Source organism: Pseudomonas sp. SCA2728.1_7 (assembly GCF_018138145.1).
Lineage (GTDB): Bacteria > Pseudomonadota > Gammaproteobacteria > Pseudomonadales > Pseudomonadaceae > Aquipseudomonas > Aquipseudomonas koreensis_A.
This window is the reverse complement of record NZ_CP073104.1, coordinates 2,906,918-2,924,611: the sequence shown is the minus strand read 5'-3', so window position 1 is coordinate 2,924,611 and position 17,694 is coordinate 2,906,918. Positions and strand designations below refer to the sequence as shown.

Genomic DNA, 17,694 nt, shown 5'->3' with positions numbered 1-17,694 from the left:
ACGTGCTCGGGTTATCGGCTGGCCGGCGACGAAATCAAGTAATGGCAGGCTGAGCGAGCGGCGGAATCGATTCCGAACGAACCGGATACACCTCAACACGCCGATCAGCGAAGAAGCATTCTAAGGTACGCCCCACCGTGCGGAAAGCCAGCTCGTCCCAGGGAATGTCGGCTTCGTCGAATAGTTGTACTTCGAGGCTTTCGGGGCCGGCGGCAAAGTCCAGATCGACCAGCTCGGCACGGAAGAACACATGCACCTGACTGATGTGCGGCACATCGATCAGCGTATAGATGCTCAGGTTGCGCACCCGGGCGCAGGCTTCTTCGGCAGTCTCGCGCTCGGCGGCCTGCTCGATGGTCTCGCCGTTTTCCATGAAACCGGCAGGCAGCGTCCAGTAACCGAGGCGCGGCTCGATGGCGCGGCGGCAGAGCAATACTTTGGTGCCCCAGGTCGGCACGCAACCGGCAACGATATTGGGGTTCTGATAGTGAATGGTCTGACAGCTGTCACAGACAAATCGCAGCCGCGAATCGCCTTCGGGAATGCGCTGGGTGACCGGGTTACCGCAGTGGCTGCAAAATTTCATGCTGGGCTTCCTGAATGCTGCGCCTATCTTGGCGTGCAGCGGTGTCGGTCGGCAAGTTGTCGTTTCGCGACACGACGGGTTTCGGGGGCTTGGGCGCTCGCAATGATTGGTGCATGATGCAGGGTAAGGCACTGATCGAGAACACTCATGCTGGACGAGCTACTGCATAGGGTAAGCAACCACACACCGCGCACGCTGGAGACCGACACACGTTTCCCCGAGGCCGCCGTTCTGGTGCCGATCACCCGCAGTGACCAACCGGAACTGGTGCTGACCTTGCGTGCCAGCGGGCTCTCGACCCACGGCGGCGAAGTCGCCTTCCCCGGTGGGCGCCGCGATCCGGAAGACCCGGATTTGATCTTTACCGCGCTGCGTGAGGCTGAAGAAGAAATCGGCCTGCCGCCCGGACTCGTCGAAGTCATCGGCCCGCTCAGCCCACTGATCTCCCTGCACGGCATCAAGGTCACGCCTTATGTCGGCGTTATTCCCGATTTTGTCGAATACCGCGCCAACGATGCCGAGATCGCCGCCGTCTTCAGCGTGCCGCTGGAATTCTTCCGTAAAGACCCTCGCGAGCATACCCATCGCATCGACTATCAGGGCCGCAGTTGGTATGTGCCGAGCTATCGCTACGGCGATTTCAAGATCTGGGGCCTGACCGCGATCATGATCGTCGAGTTGATCAATCTGCTCTATGACGCCAAGATCAGTCTGCATCAACCACCGAAAAGCTTTATTGACACCTAAGCCATCGCTCGAATGGCCATCACACCGTGAGCCCTGAGGAAAACAAGATGAAATACCGCCTGGGCGACGCCCGTGTCGAGACCCACCCACAGAGCTGGGTCGCCCCCAATGCCGTGCTGGTGGGCAAGGTCAAACTGGAAGAGGGCGCTAACGTCTGGTTCAACGCCGTACTGCGTGGCGATAACGAACTGATCCTGATCGGCAAGAACAGCAATGTGCAGGATGGCACGGTGATGCATACCGATATGGGCTTTCCGCTGACCATCGGTACCGGCGTGACCATCGGCCATAACGCCATGCTCCACGGCTGCACCGTCGGCGATTACAGCCTGATCGGCATTAATGCAGTGATACTCAACGGCGCGAAGATCGGCAAGAACTGCATCATCGGCGCCAATTCGCTGATCGGTGAAGGCAAAGAGATTCCGGATGGCTCGCTGGTAATGGGCTCGCCGGGCAAGGTCGTGCGCGAGCTGACCGATCCGCAGAAAAAAATGCTTGAAGCCAGCGCCGCGCACTATGTGCATAACTCGCAGCGTTATGCGCGCGATCTGGTTGAGCAGGAAGAATGACTACGCCCGAAAGACCGGTAGCCTCGCCGTGCGTGAATATTTGTGCGCTGGATGAGGCTGACATCTGTACTGGCTGCCAGCGTACGGTCGAGGAAATCACCCGCTGGGGTCGCATGACCAACGACGAGCGCCGGGTGGTGTTGGGGTTGTGTCATGAGCGGGCGAAGGCGAGTGGGTTGGTGTGGATGATCCCTTCGAAGTTGTGATCGGCTTGGGATGGCCCTCACCCTAACCCTCTCCCAGGGGGAGAGGGGACTGACCGAGGTGTCTTACGCTATACGCCGACTTGGCATACCGAGTCGAACTCAGGTTTCGAAACGCCCCCGATCTGCTCCCTTTCCGCCTCGCCTGAAGGAGAGGGAGATTGTGCGAGCCACACCGACCTGCGTTATCGAGTCGAACTCGGGAGTCGATTCAACGAAGATCTGCTCCCTTTCCCCCTCGCCCCTTGGGGAGAGGGCTGGGGTGAGGGGGTGGCTCTTGATCTGCGGGTCCAGTAATCTGTGCGCCAATCTGCCAGGTCGCCTCCATGATTTTCCTCATCGCCTACATCAGCAGCGTCGTGCTGATCAACTTCGCCTTTTCCACCGCACCGCACCTGGACATCATCTGGTCGGCCTGGGGCGGCTTGGTGTTCGTGTTGCGCGACATGGTGCAAACCCGTTTCGGCCACGGTGCGCTGGTGGCTATGCTGGCGGCGTTGGTGCTGTCCTACGTAACCTCCGATCCCTCCATCGCTTTGGCCAGCGCCACGGCGTTCGCGGTGTCGGAAATCATCGACTGGCTGGTATTCAGCATCACCAAGCGCCCATTGCGCGACCGCTTGTGGATCAGTTCGGCGCTGAGCATTCCTCTTGATACCTTCATCTTCTTCGGCATGATCGACTTGCTGACGCCGCCGGTGATCATTACTGCTCTGCTGTCGAAATTCGCCGGCGTCACTGTCGTCTGGCTGATCATGGCCTGGCGTGAGCGCAAACAGGCCGTCGCCGGCTGAAGCCAAAGCCTCAGGTTCATGTAAAATGCCGCGCTTTCTCCCCATGGAAAGCGCGTCTGGCGTTGCTTTCCTCGATGATCCGCTTCTTTGAGGACCTGAGATGACCCGTATCGGAACTCCATTGTCGCCAACCGCGACCCGCGTATTGCTGTGTGGCTGTGGTGAGTTGGGCAAGGAAGTGGTGATCGAGCTGCAACGCTTGGGCGTTGAAGTGATCGCCGTTGACCGTTACGCCAACGCGCCGGCCATGCAAGTCGCCCATCGCAGCCACGTGATCAACATGCTCGACGGCGCCGCCTTGCGTGCGGTGATCGAAGCCGAGAAGCCGCACTTCATCGTGCCGGAAATCGAAGCCATCGCCACCGCCACCCTGGTCGAACTGGAAGCCGAAGGCTTCACCGTGATCCCGACCGCGCGCGCTGCGCAATTGACCATGAACCGCGAAGGCATCCGTCGTCTCGCCGCTGAAGAGCTTGACCTGCCGACCTCGCCGTACCACTTTGCCGACACCTTCGAGGATTACAGCAAAGCCGTTGAAGACCTGGGTTTCCCCTGCGTCGTCAAACCGGTGATGAGCTCGTCGGGCAAAGGCCAGAGCCTGCTGCGCAGCGTCGATGACGTGCAGAAAGCCTGGGATTACGCACAGGAGGGCGGTCGCGCCGGTAAAGGCCGGGTGATCATCGAAGGCTTTATCGATTTCGACTACGAAATCACCCTGCTGACCGTGCGCCACATCGGCGGCACTACGTTCTGCGCACCGGTCGGTCACCGTCAGGAGAAGGGCGACTATCAGGAATCGTGGCAGCCACAAGCCATGAGCCCGATTGCCCTGGCTGAATCCGAGCGTGTTGCCAAAGCGGTGACTGAAGCGCTGGGTGGTCGTGGTCTGTTCGGCGTTGAGCTGTTCATCAAGGGTGATCAGGTGTGGTTCAGCGAGGTCTCCCCACGTCCGCATGACACCGGCCTGGTCACACTGATTTCGCAGGATCTGTCGCAGTTCGCCCTGCACGCTCGCGCAATTCTGGGCCTGCCGGTGCCGCTGATTCGTCAGTTCGGACCATCGGCCTCGGCGGTGATTCTGGTGGAAGGGCAGTCGACTCAGACGGCGTTCGCCAATCTGGGAGCTGCGTTGAGCGAGCCGGACACAGCGTTGCGACTGTTTGGCAAGCCGGAAGTGAATGGTCAGCGCCGCATGGGCGTGGCGTTGGCGCGGGATGAGTCGATCGAGGCTGCTCGTGCCAAGGCGACTCGTGCTGCTCAGGCTGTTGTTGTAGAGCTGTAAACCGAGTCGCGGCATTCGCGAGCAGGCTCGCTCCCACAGGGTTCTGTGTATGTCACAGACCTAATGTGGGAGCGAGCCTGCTCGCGAAGCTTTTGATCTTCTGTCAGGCAACCCGATTCAGATCGTTATCCCTCGTCTCTTTCAGACACAGCACCGCAATCAAACTCAGCACCGCCGCCGCCGACACATACCCGCCGACATAACTCAAACCACCCATTGCTACCAGCTTCTGCGCAAAGAACGGCGCCGCCGAGGCTCCGACAATCCCGCCCAGGTTATACGCCGCCGAAGCACCGGTATAACGCACGTGGGTCGGAAACAGCTCCGGCAACAATGCGCCCATCGGTGCAAACGTCACGCCCATCAAAAACAACTCGATACACAGAAACAGCGCCACGCCCCAGGTCGAACCCTGCGTCAGCAACGGCTCCATCAGAAACCCGGAAAGAACCGCCAGCACACCACCGATGAGCAGCACCGGTTTGCGTCCATAACGGTCGCTGGCCCACGCCGACAGTGGCGTCGCGGCGGCCATGAACAGCACGGCAAAGCACAGCAATCCCAAGAATGTCTCGCGGCTATAGCCCAGCGTGGACACCCCATAACTCAGGGAAAACACCGTCGAGATATAGAACAGCGCATAGCAGACCACCATCGCCGCCGCGCCCAACAAGGTCGGTGCCCAATACTGGCTGAACAGCTCAACCAGCGGCACTTTCACCCGCTCCTGACGCGCGATGGCGTTGGCGAAGACCGGGGTTTCGTGGAGTTTCAGGCGCACATACAGGCCCACCATGACCAGAACGGCGCTGAGCAGAAACGGAATACGCCAGCCCCAGCTGCGGAACTGCTCATCATCGAGCGTCATGGCCAAGGTCAGAAACAAACCGTTGGCGGCGAGAAAACCAATCGAAGGGCCGAGCTGCGGGAACATGCCGAACCAGGCACGTTTGCCTTTCGGCGCGTTTTCCGTGGCGAGCAGGGCGGCACCGCCCCATTCGCCACCCAATCCCAGGCCCTGACCGAAGCGCAGCACACATAACAGAATCGGCGCCCAGGCCCCGATGGTGGCGTAACCCGGCAGCACGCCAATCAGCGTCGTACACACGCCCATCAATAGCAGTGAAGCGACCAGCGTCGATTTGCGCCCGATGCGGTCACCGAAATGGCCGAACAGTGCCGAGCCCAGCGGTCGGGCGAGGAAGGCGATGCCAAAGGTCAGAAACGCCGAAAGCATCTGTGCGGTGCCGGATGTCTGTGGGAAGAACACCGGCCCGATCACCAGCGCAGCCGCGGTGGCGTAAACATAGAAGTCGTAGAACTCGATCGCGGTGCCGATAAAACTCGCCGTCGCCACGCGGGTGGCGGAGTTGGTCGGTTGGGCAGGGGTGGTGTCGCTGATAGCGGTACTGGTTGTCATGCGGTGATCCCTGACAGTCATGAGCTCCGTTGGAGCGAATTATTATGGTCGAACACCCAGGGATGTGGGATGAGGCGCGGTCGCTGTTGCAGGTAGGAACAGTCGCCGGAGTACAGCGGAAATAGCCGAAACCTGTTGTGTGCGGGGTAAGCACGCGGTTTGGCGGGGCTTGGGTAAGCTGATTCGATTATAGGAAGGGGGCTAACAATCAAACAAGAGCAAAGATCGCAGGGTAGGAGCTGCCGAAGGCTGCGATCTTTTGATCTTTTACCTGGCAGGCACCAGGGCTGGCACAGAAGAGGTATGCCAGATCAACACCTTGCTCACCCGGTTCTCCTCAGTTTCAAGAATCTCCAGGCGATAACGCCCGATCTTCAAGCAAACCGCACTTTCCGGAATCGTCTCCAACGCCTCAGTCACCAGACCATTCAGCGTTTTCGGACCATCGCTCGGCAAATGCCAGCCGAGGCATTTGTTCAATTCGCGGATCGACGCGGTGCCATCAATCACCATGCGCCCGTCGCCCTGCGGATGAATGTGCGGATTATCGAGGCTGTGCTCGCTTTCGAATTCGCCAACGATTTCTTCGAGAATATCTTCCAGCGTAACGATGCCGAGCACTTCACCGTACTCGTCGACCACCATGCCGAGCCGCCGCTGCTGTTTATGGAAGTTCAGCAGTTGCAGTTGCAGCGGCGTGCTTTCCGGCACGAAGTACGGCTCGTAACTGGCGGCCAGCAAGGCTTCGAGCGTCAGATCTCCGTTGCTCAGCAGATGGCGGATCTGCCGGGTGTTGAGCACCGCTTCAACCTGATTGATGTCGCTGTGAAAAACCGGCAGGCGCGTACGTTTGTTGTGACGCAGTTGCTCAATGATCTCTTCGATCGAATCGTCGAGGTTGATGCCGTCGACGTCACTGCGCGGCACCAGAATGTCGTTGACCGTGATGTTGTCCAGCGCATGAATGCCGGAAACCGGGTGCGCGCGAACCGGATGCTCTGGATCGTCGTAGCGATCGGCGGGCGAGTCATCTTCGCTTTGCTGCACGACCTGAACTTTGCGGGCAAACGGGCTCATCAGCAAACCGCTGATACGGCTGAACAGCCAGGCAAACGGATAAACAATCTTCAGCGGCACGGCCAGCAAGGTATTGCCGAACGCCAGCACTGCGTCGGGATAACGCTGGGCGACGGTACGCGGGAAGTAATCGGCAAACACCAGCAGGATCGCACCCGCACCGAGGCATGCCGCCCACGGGCCGTTTTCTTCGCAGAGAAAAATTGCCAGCAGCGTCGCAATCACCACAGCGAGCGCACGGCACAAGGTATTGCAGAGAATCAGGCTGTCGAGCGGAAAGCTCAGCTTCGCCAGCGGTTTGTCGCTGGCGCGCGAGGCGGTGCGCTGCGCGAGCAGGTGCTGTTGCGCGATTTCGACGGCGGTAAACAGCCCTGACCACAAAATCAGCAGGACAAATACCGCGAGCATCGGCCCTAAGGGCAAACCGTCCATTTATGCCGCCCGTCAGATGTGCAGGATGTATTCACGAACCAGTTTGCTGCCGAAATACGCCAACATCAGCAAACAGAAACCGGCGAGGGTCCAGCGAATCGCCTTGTGACCGCGCCAGCCGAGACGATTGCGGCCCCACAGCAGTACGCTGAACACGATCCACGCCAGGCAGGCCAGTAGGGTCTTGTGCACCAGATGCTGGGCGAACAGGTTCTCGACGAACAGCCAGCCGGAAATCAGCGACAGCGACAGCAGCGTCCAGCCGGCCCAGAGGAAGCCAAACAGCAGGCTTTCCATGGTTTGCAGCGGCGGGAAGTTCTTGATCAGCCCGGACGGGTGCTTGTGCTTGAGTTGGTGGTCTTGCACCAGCAGCAACAAGGCCTGGAACACCGCGATGGTGAACATGCCGTAGGCGAGGATCGACAACAGAATGTGCGCGAGGATGCCTGGCTCTTCATCGATGATCTGCACCGTGCCGGTCGGCGCGAACTGCGCCAGCAGCACGGTGATTGCGCCGAGCGGGAACAGCAACACCAGCAGGTTTTCCACCGGGATCCGCGAGCAGGCGATCAACGTCAGGGCGATCACCGCCGCCGCGATCAGGCTCGAGGCGCTGAAGAAGTCCAGGCCCAGACCGATTGGCGTCAGCAAATGCGTGAGCAGGCTCGCGGCGTGGGCCGCCACGGCGAGAGCGCCGAGGCTAACCAGCAGGCGTTTGTTCGCCTTGGCGCCAGTGGCCAGACGAGTGCTCTGATAAAGGGTCGCAGCGGCATACAGAAGGGCGGCGGCGAGGGTGGTCAATAAACTGGGTGACAAGGGGAGCATAAATCCTGTTAGGCAGGCCCGAAAGGGGCTGAGTTTGGCATAGAACCGCCATGGCACGAAAGACTCAGGAAGCTGACAGCGAGGTGTCCGCCGGGCGCAGTCTTCGCTATAATCCGCGACCTGCCCACGCCGCAGGCTCGCCGAGCACATGTTGATTCCGGTCTGGGCCGCCATTATCCCGGTCTACACAGGGCCTGAAAGGATCGCGCAATGTTTGAAAACTTAACCGACCGTCTCTCGCAGACGCTGCGCCATGTCACCGGCAAGGCGAAGCTGACCGAGGACAATATCAAAGACACCCTGCGTGAAGTGCGCATGGCGTTGCTCGAAGCCGACGTCGCCCTGCCGGTGGTCAAGGACTTCGTCAATTCGGTCAAGGAGCGCGCTGTCGGCACCGAGGTGTCGCGCAGCCTGACGCCGGGCCAGGCATTCGTGAAGATCGTCCAGGCTGAGCTCGAAAGCCTGATGGGCGCGGCCAACGAAGATTTGAACCTGAGCGCCGTACCGCCTGCCGTGATTCTGATGGCCGGTCTGCAGGGCGCCGGTAAAACCACCACCGCTGGCAAACTGGCGCGCTTCCTTAAAGAGCGCAAGAAGAAGTCGGTCATGGTCGTGTCGGCGGACGTTTACCGTCCTGCTGCTATTAAACAGCTGGAAACCCTGGCCAACGACATCGGCGTGACGTTCTTCCCGTCCGACCTGAGCCAGAAGCCGGTCGACATCGCCACCGCAGCTATTAAAGAAGCAAAACTGAAGTTCATCGACGTGGTCATCGTCGACACCGCGGGTCGTCTGCACATCGACGAAGAGATGATGGGCGAGATCAAGGCGCTGCACGCCGCGATCAACCCGGTCGAAACCCTGTTCGTGGTCGACGCCATGACCGGCCAGGACGCCGCCAACACGGCCAAGGCCTTCGGTGATGCGCTGCCGCTGACCGGTGTGATCCTGACCAAGGTCGACGGCGACGCCCGTGGCGGTGCTGCATTGTCGGTACGTGCTATCACCGGCAAGCCGATCAAGTTCATCGGTATGGGCGAGAAGAGCGAAGCGCTCGATCCGTTCCACCCTGAGCGCATCGCCTCGCGCATTCTCGGCATGGGCGACGTGCTCAGCCTGATCGAACAGGCCGAAGCGACCCTCGACAAAGACAAGGCCGACAAACTGGCCAAGAAGCTGAAGAAGGGCAAGGGCTTCGACCTCGAAGACTTCCGCGATCAGCTGCAACAGATGAAGAACATGGGCGGCCTCGGCGGGCTCATGGACAAACTGCCGAGCATCGGTGGCGTCAACCTGTCGCAAATGGGCAATGCCCAGAACGCCGCAGAGAAACAATTCAAACAGATGGAAGCCATCATCAATTCCATGACCCCGGCCGAGCGCCGCGACCCTGAGCTGATCAGCGGTTCGCGCAAACGTCGGATCGCCATGGGTTCCGGCACTCAGGTGCAGGACATCGGTCGCTTGATCAAGCAGCACAAGCAGATGCAGAAGATGATGAAGAAATTCACCGCCAAAGGCGGAATGGCGAAAATGATGCGCGGCATGGGCGGAATGTTGCCCGGCGGCGGCATGCCAAAGATGTAAAGACTTCGCCGGTCGTCGCACCGGCGCAGACCCTGCAAGGACGCAGGATCAACAGCAAACCCGCACTCGGCGGGAGCTGACTGGCCGTTTTCATCGACGGCTCTATATGCAGATCTGCACGGCATGCCATAGGCGCCGGAAAAAGTCATTTGCAAAAGTCCGGATATTCCTTAGAATATGCGGCCTTTCGGGCACCCATGCCCGCTGTGCATTTAGATTTGCAGCACCGACTACAGGAACGATGTTCACATGCTAACAATCCGTCTTGCCCTTGGCGGCTCCAAAAAGCGCCCGTTTTACCACCTGACCGTAACCGACTCGCGTAACCCGCGTGACGGCTCCCACAAAGAACAGGTTGGTTTCTTCAACCCTGTTGCCCGTGGTCAGGAAATCCGTCTGTCCGTGAACCAAGAGCGCGTAGCCTACTGGCTGAGCGTTGGTGCACAGCCTTCTGAGCGTGTTGCTCAGTTGCTGAAGGAATCTGCAAAGGCTGCGGCCTGAGCAATATGAACGCGACGCCTGCTGTTGCCGATGATTTGATCGTTATTGGCAAAATTTATTCTGTTCATGGCGTTCGCGGCGAAGTGAAGGTTTATTCCTTTACTGATCCGACTGAAAACCTGTTGCAGTACAAAACCTGGACGCTCAAGCGCGAAGGCAATGTCAAACAGGTCGAGCTGGTCAGTGGACGTGGGAGCGACAAGTTCCTGGTCGCAAAGCTCAAGGGTCTTGATGATCGTGAAGAAGCTCGTCTTCTGGCCGGTTATGAGATCTGCGTGCCGCGCAATCTGTTCGCTGAATTGACCGAAGGCGAGTACTACTGGTACCAGCTGGAAGGTCTGAAGGTTATTGATCAACTGGGGCAATTGCTCGGGAAGATCGATCATCTTCTGGAAACCGGCGCCAATGATGTAATGGTCGTCAAGCCTTGCGCTGGCAGCCTGGATGATCGCGAACGTCTGTTGCCCTATACGGAGCAATGCGTGTTGGCAATCGATCTGGCAGCGGGCGAGATGAAGGTGGATTGGGACGCGGACTTCTAAACGTGGCTAATTTGCGCGTAGAAGTGATCAGTTTGTTTCCCGAGATGTTTTCCGCCATCGGCGACTACGGCATCACCAGTCGTGCGGTCAAACAGGGGCTCTTGCAGCTGACCTGTTGGAATCCGCGGAACTACACGACGGATCGGCATCACACTGTGGACGATCGCCCGTTTGGCGGTGGTCCGGGCATGGTGATGAAGATCAAGCCCCTGGAAGATGCTCTGGTTCAGGCCAAGGCAGCAGCCGGGGAGGCGGCGAAGGTGATTTACCTGTCCCCCCAAGGCCGTCAACTGACTCAGTCGGCGGTACGCGAGTTGGCACAATCGGATGCATTGATCCTGATTGCCGGCCGCTATGAAGGCATTGACGAGCGCTTTATTGAGGCTCATGTCGATGAAGAGTGGTCGATTGGCGACTATGTACTGTCTGGCGGCGAGCTGCCGGCGATGGTCCTGATCGATGCGGTTACACGACTGCTGCCTGGAGCTTTAGGGCATGCGGATTCCGCTGAGGAAGATTCCTTTACGGATGGTCTGCTGGATTGCCCGCACTACACCCGACCTGAGGTGTATGCGGATCAGCGTGTTCCCGACGTGTTGCTGAGTGGCAATCACGCGCATATCCGGCGTTGGCGTTTACAGCAGTCCCTTGGTAGGACCTTTGAACGACGCGCCGATCTTCTGGAAAGCCGCTCGCTTTCTGGAGAAGAGAAGAAGCTGCTCGAGGAATACATCCGCGAGCGGGACGATAGTTAACAACGTATCGATGGTAGATCGAACGATTTACCTTAGGAGCACAGCATGACCAACAAAATCATCCTTGCACTCGAAGCAGAGCAGATGACCAAAGAAATCCCTACCTTCGCCCCAGGCGACACTATTGTCGTTCAGGTGAAAGTGAAGGAAGGCGATCGTTCCCGTCTGCAAGCGTTCGAAGGCGTTGTAATCGCCAAGCGTAACCGCGGCGTGAACAGTGCGTTCACCGTTCGTAAAATCTCCAACGGTGTTGGCGTAGAACGTACTTTCCAGACCTACTCCCCGCAGATCGACAGCATGGCTGTCAAACGTCGCGGTGACGTACGTAAAGCCAAGCTGTACTACCTGCGCGACCTGTCGGGTAAAGCAGCTCGCATCAAGGAAAAACTGGCTTAAGTCCAGCTTCCGATGCAGAAAAAAGCAGCCTACGGGCTGCTTTTTTGTTGCCCGAAATTCCTCCCATTCCCCTGTAGGAGCTGCCGAAGGCTGCGATCTTTTGATCTTGCTTTGCTCGGCACCCGTATACACGAGCAGCAATTGCCATGACCCTCCGCGACCAGGAAATCGAACGCCGCACCGAACTCTCGGTGACCCGCGTGACCAAAGCCGTCTTCCCGCCGACCACCAATCACCACAACACCCTGTTCGGCGGCACCGCGCTCGCATGGATGGACGAAGTGTCGTTCATCACCGCCACGCGCTTCTGCCGCTTGCCACTAGTGACCGTGTCCACCGACCGCATCGACTTCAATCATGCGATCCCGGCAGGGTCCATCGTTGAGCTGGTGGGAAAGGTGATCAAGGTCGGCAACACCAGCCTCAAGGTCGAGGTGGAAGTGTTTGTTGAGAGCATGAGCTGTGATGGCCGCGAGAAGGCGATTCATGGGCAGTTCAGCTTTGTCGCCATTGATGATGACAAGCGGCCAGTGCCGGTGCTGCCAGGGTTTGCTGCCTGATCTGATAGCCAGTCGCGCCATTCGCGAGCAGGCTCGCTCCCACAGTGATCGGGGTAAACATAACATTTGTGTCCGGCACAGAACCTGTGGGAGCGAGCCTGCTCGCGAAGGCGTCAGCTCAGACGCCGCTGGCCTCCGGCTGAATCAAGGCCAGCAACGTCCACCCCGCACCAGGCTTCACCGCCGTCTCCGGCGTCACCACATGCACCCAGCCACTGTCATCGCGCATGAACAACAACGTCGCGCGATTCCCATGCAGTGCGCGGTAATCCTCCCAGCCGAATCCATCCGTCAGCGTCGTGCTGTACAACTCGGCGCCCTGGCCCATCTGACTGGCCAGTTTCGCGTAGGTAAACGCCTCGCTGCCCAACTGATTGCCGCGATGTTCCAGACTCGCCCGATGTTTATCGCTGCGCCGACTCTCATGACCACTGGCCAACCCAAACAAGCGCTGATGGCCGAAGTCATGCCGAAAGCGCATTGCCGCCAAGGTATTCAGCTCACCCGAAGGCGACAGCGCCAGCAAATGCCCGAGCCCGACCAGGTCCAGATGCGCATCGGCATGTTGCGAGGCCGGGTTGCCGAAATACGTCGGCAAACCTTCCATGCGTGCAGCGCGAATGTTTTCCCAGCTCGAATCGGTCAGCAGCACGCGGCTGCCCAGTTGCTGCAGCGATTTGCCCAGCTCCCGCGCGGGGCCGTTGGCACCGACGATCAGAAAACCGCTCGGCGCCGGTTCTGCAACCTTCAACAGGCGAGCCAGCGGTCGTGCCGTGGCGCTCTGCAGCACGACGGTGCCGATAATCACCGCGAAGGTCAGCGGCACCAGCAGCAGCGCCCCCTCATGTCCGGCTTCATGCAGGCGAATCGCGAAAATCGCCGAGACCGCCGCCGCGACAATCCCGCGTGGCGCAATCCAGCACAGCAATGCCCGCTCACGCCAGCTCAGGCTGGAGCCCGCGGTACTGAGCAACACGTTCAGCGGCCGGGCGATCAACTGAATCACCAGCAGCAGAATCAACACCAGCGGCCCCAGTCCGATCAATGCGTACAGATCCAGCCGCGCCGCGAGCAAAATGAACAACCCGGAAATCAGCAGCACGCTGAGGTTCTCCTTGAAGTGCAGGATGTGCCGTACATCCACGCCTTTCATGTTCGCCAGCCACATGCCCATCAGCGTCACCGCCAACAGACCGGACTCGTGCATCACGGTGTTCGAAGCAATGAAAATCCCCAGCACCGCCGCCAGCGAGGCGAGGTTATGCAGATACTCCGGCAGCCATTGCCGGCGGATCACCGTGCCGAGCAACCAACCGCCGACAATCCCGAACACCGCGCCACAGACAATCACGCCGCCAAAAGTGAACAGGCTCTGCTTGAGGCCATGACCTTCAGCGCTGGCAATGATGAAGCTGTAAACCACCACGGCGAGGAGGGCGCCGATCGGGTCGATGACGATGCCTTCCCAGCGCAGAATGTTGGCAATCGAGGCTTTCGGCCGCACCACGCGCAGCATCGGCACAATCACCGTCGGCCCGGTCACCAGCGTCAGGCTGCCGAACAGGATGGCCAACATCCAGTCGAAACCGAGCAGGAAGTGCGTAGCCACCGCGATAACGATCCAGGTCGAAATCGCGCCAAGGGTCACCAAACGATGGACGACGCTGCCGATCTCCTTCCATTCCGACAGGTGCAGGGTCAGGCTGCCCTCGAACAGAATCAGCGCCACGGCCAGCGACACCAACGGCATCAGCAGCGGCCCGAACATTTCCTGTGGGTCGAGCCAGCCCAGCACCGGGCCGACCAGAATACCGGTCAGCAACAGGAACAGAATCGCCGGCAGCTTCAGGCGCCAGGCCAGCCATTGGCACCCCAGCGCCGCCGCGCCAATCCCGCCAAATGCCAGTAGAATTTGCTGCTCGTTCATTGATGCTCCCTGTTCCTTGAAATAGCGGGCTATGAAAGACTAGCGTCCATTCCTACAGTTCACTCTACATTTGCGCGTCGGCCTCAAGGTCGCGTGTCTTGAGCGCCCATGCCTGCCATCGACCATCCATTGATTGACCAATTCCTCGACGCTTTATGGCTGGAGAAGGGCCTGTCCGACAACACCCGCGGCGCCTATCGCAGCGATCTGGCGCTGTTCAATGGCTGGCTGCAGGAGAAAAACCTTGAGTTGATCAACGCCGGTCGCGAACTGATCCTCGATCATCTGGCCTGGCGTCTTGAGCAAAACTACAAACCGCGTTCCACGGCGAGATTTCTCTCCGGTGTGCGTGGCTTTTATCGCTATCTGCTGCGGGAAAAGCTGATCAGCGTCGACCCGACGTTGCGCGTCGACATGCCGCAACTCGGTAGGCCACTGCCCAAGTCCTTGTCGGAAGCCGACGTCGAGGCGCTGCTCAAGGCACCGGACCTGAGCGAAGCCATCGGCCAGCGTGACCGCGCCATGCTTGAAGTGTTGTATGCCTGTGGCCTGCGCGTGACCGAACTGGTCAGCCTGACACTGGAACAGGTCAATCTGCGCCAGGGCGTATTACGAGTAATGGGCAAAGGCAGCAAGGAACGGTTGGTGCCGATGGGCGAGGAGGCGATTGTCTGGATTGAGCGCTACATGCGCGATGGTCGTGGCGAACTGCTCGGTGGGCGGCCCAGTGATGTGCTGTTTCCCAGTCAGCGCGGCGAGCAGATGACTCGCCAGACCTTCTGGCACCGCATCAAGCATCAGGCCAAGGTCGCCGGGATCGGCAAGTCGCTGTCGCCGCATACCTTGCGTCACGCGTTTGCCACGCACCTGCTCAACCATGGCGCAGATTTGCGTGTGGTGCAGATGCTGCTCGGCCACAGCGACCTTTCCACCACGCAGATCTACACCCACGTCGCCCGCGCCCGGCTGCAAGACCTGCACGCCAAACATCACCCAAGAGGCTGAACAAAAAATTCTGTGGGAGCGAGCCTGCTCGCGAAGAGGGAGTGTCAGTCAGCGTTCATTTAGCTGACACACCGCTTTCGCGAGCAGGCTCGCTCCCACAAGGATCTGTGCAGTCCTGAAAGTGTGGCGACAGGCGCATTCGGCCACCGTGGCCTTATGTGTTAGGCTTTGCCGGTTTGCACGATGGACGGTTATGACCCGGTGTTCCGGCACGGGCGTTCTGATCGTTCCATTTGTCCGCCTTCAGGAGTTCTCATGCGTCTGACCCAGATTTTCGCCGCCGCAGCCATTGCGTTGGTCAGCACCTTTGCCGTCGCCGATGACGCGGCCGACAAAGCGATTCGTCAAAGCCTGGAAAAACTCGAACTCGAGGTTCCGGTAGAAAGCATCAGTGCCAGCCCGTTGCCGGGCATGTACGAAGTCAAGCTCAAGGGCAGCCGTGTGCTCTACGCCAGCGCCGATGGCCAGTACATCGTTCAGGGTTACCTGTTCCAGCTCAAGGATGGCAAACCGGTCAACCTGACCGAGAAGACCGAACGCCTGGGCATCTCCAAACTGATCAACGCTATCCCGGTGGCCGAAACCGTGGTTTATCCGGCCGTGGGCGAGACCAAATCGCACATCACCGTGTTCACCGACACCACCTGCCCGTACTGCCACAAGCTGCACGCCGAAGTGCCTGAGCTGAACAAGCGCGGCATTGAAGTACGCTACGTTGCGTTTCCGCGTCAGGGTTTGAACTCGCCGGGTGACGAGCAACTGCAAGCCGTGTGGTGCTCGAAAGACAAGAAAGCCGCCATGGACAAAATGGTCGATGGCAAGGAAATCAAGGCCGCCAAGTGCGATAACCCGGTTTCCAAACAGTTCGCCCTCGGTCAGTCGATCGGCGTGAACGGTACACCGGCCATCGTTTTGGCTGACGGACAAGTGATTCCGGGCTACCAGCCTGCGCCACAAGTCGCCAAACTGGCGCTGGGCGCGAAGTAAATTCGCATCGTCACGGTCAACCGTGACGATCATGGTCCGGCAGCCACATCGCCGGGCCATCAATAGAGAGCCGCGAGCACGCGGTTGTTTTCCGGCCGACCCCGCGTCGGCCGTTTTATGGGGAGTTCACAGTGAATCCGGTCAAAGTAGGCATCTGTGGGTTAGGGACCGTCGGTGGCGGTACCTTCAACGTACTTCAGCGCAACGCCGAGGAAATTGCTCGTCGTGCCGGGCGTGGAATCGAAGTGGCACAAATTGCCATGCGCACGCCAAAGCCTCAGTTCCAGACGACCGGTATTGCGATTACCAACGATGTCTTCGAAGTGGCCACGAACCCTGAGATCGACATCGTCATAGAGCTGATGGGCGGCTACACCGTTGCCCGCGAGCTGGTACTCAAGGCCATCGAGAATGGCAAGCATGTGGTCACCGCGAACAAGGCTCTGATTGCCGTTCACGGTAATGAAATTTTCGCCAAGGCTCGCGAGAAAGGCGTGATCGTGGCGTTCGAAGCGGCTGTGGCCGGTGGCATTCCGGTGATCAAGGCGATCCGTGAAGGTCTGTCCGCCAACCGCATCAACTGGGTCGCCGGGATCATCAACGGCACCGGTAACTTCATCCTCACCGAAATGCGTGAGAAGGGCCGTACCTTCGAAGACGTGCTGGCCGAAGCGCAGGCACTGGGTTACGCCGAAGCCGATCCGACCTTCGACGTTGAAGGCATCGACGCCGCGCACAAACTGACGATTCTGGCCTCCATCGCCTTCGGCATTCCGCTGCAATTCGACAAGGCTTACACCGAAGGTATCACCAAGCTGACCACCGCTGACGTCAACTACGCCGAAGCGCTGGGCTACCGCATCAAGCACCTCGGTGTGGCGCGCAGCACTGCCGCCGGCATCGAGTTGCGCGTACACCCGACGCTGATCCCGGCCGATCGCCTGATCGCCAACGTCAACGGCGTGATGAACGCGGTGATGGTCAACGGTGACGCCGCCGGTTCGACACTGTTCTACGGCGCTGGCGCCGGCATGGAGCCAACCGCTTCGTCGGTGATCGCCGATCTGGTCGACGTGGTTCGCGCCATGACTTCCGATCCGGAAAACCGCGTGCCGCATCTGGCCTTCCAGCCGGACTCGCTGTCGGCCCATCCGATCCTGCCGATCGAAGCCTGCGAAAGCGCGTACTACCTGCGCATTCAGGCCAAGGACCATCCGGGCGTACTCGCTCAGGTGGCGAGCATCCTCTCGGAGCGCGGCATCAACATCGAGTCGATCATGCAGAAGGAAGTCGAGGAACACGACGGTCTGGTGCCAATGATCCTGCTGACCCACCGTGTGGTCGAGCAGCGCATCAACGATGCCATCGCCGCCCTCGAAGCGCTGGCCGGCGTCAATGGTCCGGTTGTCCGGATCCGCGTCGAGCACCTGAACTAAACAGAAGCAGCTGCAAGCTTCGAGCTGCAAGCTGCAAGAGAAAAGCGGTCTGGCTTTTAC

The 17,694-nt window shown here is 59.5% G+C and carries 19 protein-coding genes; 14 read left to right on the top strand and 5 right to left on the bottom strand.

The window, feature by feature from the left end:
* Positions 1-34: 34 nt before the first annotated feature.
* Entirely contained in the window at positions 35-586 is a 552-nt protein-coding gene (locus KBP52_RS13160) for an NUDIX hydrolase (protein ID WP_077571252.1), read from the bottom strand.
* 147 nt (positions 587-733) lie between these two features.
* Between KBP52_RS13160 and KBP52_RS13155 the strand changes: the two genes are divergently transcribed.
* The 5 genes from KBP52_RS13155 to purT all read left to right on the top strand — a co-directional run bounded on the left by KBP52_RS13155 (position 734) and on the right by purT (position 4,184).
* The gene (locus KBP52_RS13155; RefSeq protein ID WP_077571253.1) at positions 734-1,333 is read left to right on the top strand and encodes a CoA pyrophosphatase; all 600 of its coding nucleotides are present in this window, start codon (positions 734-736) and stop codon (positions 1,331-1,333) included.
* Positions 1,334-1,380: 47 nt separating this feature from the next.
* Entirely contained in the window at positions 1,381-1,905 is a 525-nt protein-coding gene (locus KBP52_RS13150; RefSeq protein WP_212622908.1) for a gamma carbonic anhydrase family protein, read from the top strand.
* Positions 1,902-2,111 (top strand): DUF1289 domain-containing protein, encoded by a 210-nt coding sequence (locus KBP52_RS13145; protein WP_212622907.1) that lies wholly within the window; start codon positions 1,902-1,904, stop codon positions 2,109-2,111. Before KBP52_RS13150 ends, KBP52_RS13145 begins: the two co-directional genes overlap by 4 nt.
* A gap of 323 nt (positions 2,112-2,434) precedes the next feature.
* A complete protein-coding gene (locus KBP52_RS13140) occupies positions 2,435-2,902 on the top strand; it encodes a VUT family protein (RefSeq protein ID WP_212622906.1) in 468 nt (155 codons plus the stop codon).
* Between the two features lie 100 nt (positions 2,903-3,002).
* Positions 3,003-4,184, top strand: a complete 1,182-nt coding sequence (gene purT / locus KBP52_RS13135) for a formate-dependent phosphoribosylglycinamide formyltransferase (RefSeq protein WP_016986367.1) — start codon at positions 3,003-3,005, stop codon at positions 4,182-4,184.
* A gap of 103 nt (positions 4,185-4,287) precedes the next feature.
* On the opposite strand, the gene KBP52_RS13130 is transcribed toward purT, so the two are convergent.
* The 3 genes from KBP52_RS13130 to ccsA form a co-directional block, all read right to left on the bottom strand.
* Positions 4,288-5,604: an MFS transporter gene (locus KBP52_RS13130; protein ID WP_116028694.1), complete on the bottom strand. Its 1,317-nt coding sequence runs from the start codon at positions 5,602-5,604 to the stop codon at positions 4,288-4,290.
* 267 nt (positions 5,605-5,871) lie between these two features.
* Positions 5,872-7,113 carry a transporter associated domain-containing protein gene (locus tag KBP52_RS13125; protein WP_212622905.1) on the bottom strand — a complete coding sequence of 414 codons (1,242 nt, stop codon included), beginning with the start codon at positions 7,111-7,113 and terminating at the stop codon, positions 5,872-5,874.
* Between the two features lie 12 nt (positions 7,114-7,125).
* On the bottom strand, positions 7,126-7,938 hold the full coding sequence (gene ccsA, locus KBP52_RS13120) for a cytochrome c biogenesis protein CcsA (RefSeq protein ID WP_077571258.1): 813 nt from the start codon (positions 7,936-7,938) through the stop codon (positions 7,126-7,128).
* A 210-nt stretch (positions 7,939-8,148) separates the two neighbouring features.
* On the opposite strand from ccsA, the gene ffh reads away from it, so the two are divergent.
* The 6 genes from ffh (at position 8,149) to KBP52_RS13090 (ending at position 12,279) form a co-directional block, all read left to right on the top strand.
* Positions 8,149-9,525 (top strand): signal recognition particle protein, encoded by a 1,377-nt coding sequence (gene ffh / locus KBP52_RS13115; RefSeq protein WP_008081630.1) that lies wholly within the window; start codon positions 8,149-8,151, stop codon positions 9,523-9,525.
* Between the two features lie 249 nt (positions 9,526-9,774).
* Positions 9,775-10,026 (top strand): 30S ribosomal protein S16, encoded by a 252-nt coding sequence (gene rpsP, locus KBP52_RS13110; RefSeq protein ID WP_003185073.1) that lies wholly within the window; start codon positions 9,775-9,777, stop codon positions 10,024-10,026.
* 5 nt (positions 10,027-10,031) lie between these two features.
* Entirely contained in the window at positions 10,032-10,568 is a 537-nt protein-coding gene (gene rimM, locus KBP52_RS13105) for a ribosome maturation factor RimM (protein WP_077571259.1), read from the top strand.
* A 2-nt stretch (positions 10,569-10,570) separates the two neighbouring features.
* Complete coding sequence (gene trmD, locus KBP52_RS13100) at positions 10,571-11,323, top strand: tRNA (guanosine(37)-N1)-methyltransferase TrmD (protein WP_077571260.1); 753 nt, start codon at positions 10,571-10,573, stop codon at positions 11,321-11,323.
* Positions 11,324-11,368: 45 nt separating this feature from the next.
* Complete coding sequence (gene rplS / locus KBP52_RS13095; RefSeq protein WP_003175895.1) at positions 11,369-11,719, top strand: 50S ribosomal protein L19; 351 nt, start codon at positions 11,369-11,371, stop codon at positions 11,717-11,719.
* 146 nt (positions 11,720-11,865) lie between these two features.
* A complete protein-coding gene (locus tag KBP52_RS13090) occupies positions 11,866-12,279 on the top strand; it encodes an acyl-CoA thioesterase (protein ID WP_210702503.1) in 414 nt (137 codons plus the stop codon).
* Between the two features lie 118 nt (positions 12,280-12,397).
* Here the strand turns inward: KBP52_RS13090 and KBP52_RS13085 are convergent, their stop codons facing one another.
* A complete protein-coding gene (locus tag KBP52_RS13085) occupies positions 12,398-14,206 on the bottom strand; it encodes a sodium:proton antiporter (protein ID WP_212622904.1) in 1,809 nt (602 codons plus the stop codon).
* A gap of 108 nt (positions 14,207-14,314) precedes the next feature.
* Here KBP52_RS13085 and xerD point away from each other — a divergent pair, with 108 nt between their 5' ends.
* From xerD to KBP52_RS13070, 3 genes are all read left to right on the top strand, one after another.
* Positions 14,315-15,211: a site-specific tyrosine recombinase XerD gene (gene xerD / locus KBP52_RS13080; RefSeq protein ID WP_123594924.1), complete on the top strand. Its 897-nt coding sequence runs from the start codon at positions 14,315-14,317 to the stop codon at positions 15,209-15,211.
* A 255-nt stretch (positions 15,212-15,466) separates the two neighbouring features.
* Positions 15,467-16,198, top strand: coding sequence for a bifunctional protein-disulfide isomerase/oxidoreductase DsbC (gene dsbC, locus KBP52_RS13075; protein ID WP_007908974.1), 732 nt, complete (start codon positions 15,467-15,469; stop codon positions 16,196-16,198).
* 131 nt (positions 16,199-16,329) lie between these two features.
* Positions 16,330-17,634: a homoserine dehydrogenase gene (locus tag KBP52_RS13070; protein WP_007908972.1), complete on the top strand. Its 1,305-nt coding sequence runs from the start codon at positions 16,330-16,332 to the stop codon at positions 17,632-17,634.
* The last annotated feature ends 60 nt before the right edge of the window (positions 17,635-17,694 follow it).

Bases quoted from the DNA above. Each gene is read 5' to 3' on its own strand.
- KBP52_RS13160 (WP_077571252.1), bottom strand. From the start codon at position 586: ATGAAATTTTGCAGCCACTGCGGTAACCCGGTCACCCAGCGCATTCCC.
- KBP52_RS13155 (WP_077571253.1), top strand. From the start codon at position 734: ATGCTGGACGAGCTACTGCATAGGGTAAGCAACCACACACCGCGCACG.
- KBP52_RS13150 (WP_212622908.1), top strand. From the start codon at position 1,381: ATGAAATACCGCCTGGGCGACGCCCGTGTCGAGACCCACCCACAGAGC.
- KBP52_RS13145 (WP_212622907.1), top strand. From the start codon at position 1,902: ATGACTACGCCCGAAAGACCGGTAGCCTCGCCGTGCGTGAATATTTGT.
- KBP52_RS13140 (WP_212622906.1), top strand. From the start codon at position 2,435: ATGATTTTCCTCATCGCCTACATCAGCAGCGTCGTGCTGATCAACTTC.
- purT (WP_016986367.1), top strand. From the start codon at position 3,003: ATGACCCGTATCGGAACTCCATTGTCGCCAACCGCGACCCGCGTATTG.
- KBP52_RS13130 (WP_116028694.1), bottom strand. From the start codon at position 5,604: ATGACAACCAGTACCGCTATCAGCGACACCACCCCTGCCCAACCGACC.
- KBP52_RS13125 (WP_212622905.1), bottom strand. From the start codon at position 7,113: ATGGACGGTTTGCCCTTAGGGCCGATGCTCGCGGTATTTGTCCTGCTG.
- ccsA (WP_077571258.1), bottom strand. From the start codon at position 7,938: ATGCTCCCCTTGTCACCCAGTTTATTGACCACCCTCGCCGCCGCCCTT.
- ffh (WP_008081630.1), top strand. From the start codon at position 8,149: ATGTTTGAAAACTTAACCGACCGTCTCTCGCAGACGCTGCGCCATGTC.
- rpsP (WP_003185073.1), top strand. From the start codon at position 9,775: ATGCTAACAATCCGTCTTGCCCTTGGCGGCTCCAAAAAGCGCCCGTTT.
- rimM (WP_077571259.1), top strand. From the start codon at position 10,032: ATGAACGCGACGCCTGCTGTTGCCGATGATTTGATCGTTATTGGCAAA.
- rplS (WP_003175895.1), top strand. From the start codon at position 11,369: ATGACCAACAAAATCATCCTTGCACTCGAAGCAGAGCAGATGACCAAA.
- KBP52_RS13090 (WP_210702503.1), top strand. From the start codon at position 11,866: ATGACCCTCCGCGACCAGGAAATCGAACGCCGCACCGAACTCTCGGTG.
- KBP52_RS13085 (WP_212622904.1), bottom strand. From the start codon at position 14,206: ATGAACGAGCAGCAAATTCTACTGGCATTTGGCGGGATTGGCGCGGCG.
- xerD (WP_123594924.1), top strand. From the start codon at position 14,315: ATGCCTGCCATCGACCATCCATTGATTGACCAATTCCTCGACGCTTTA.
- dsbC (WP_007908974.1), top strand. From the start codon at position 15,467: ATGCGTCTGACCCAGATTTTCGCCGCCGCAGCCATTGCGTTGGTCAGC.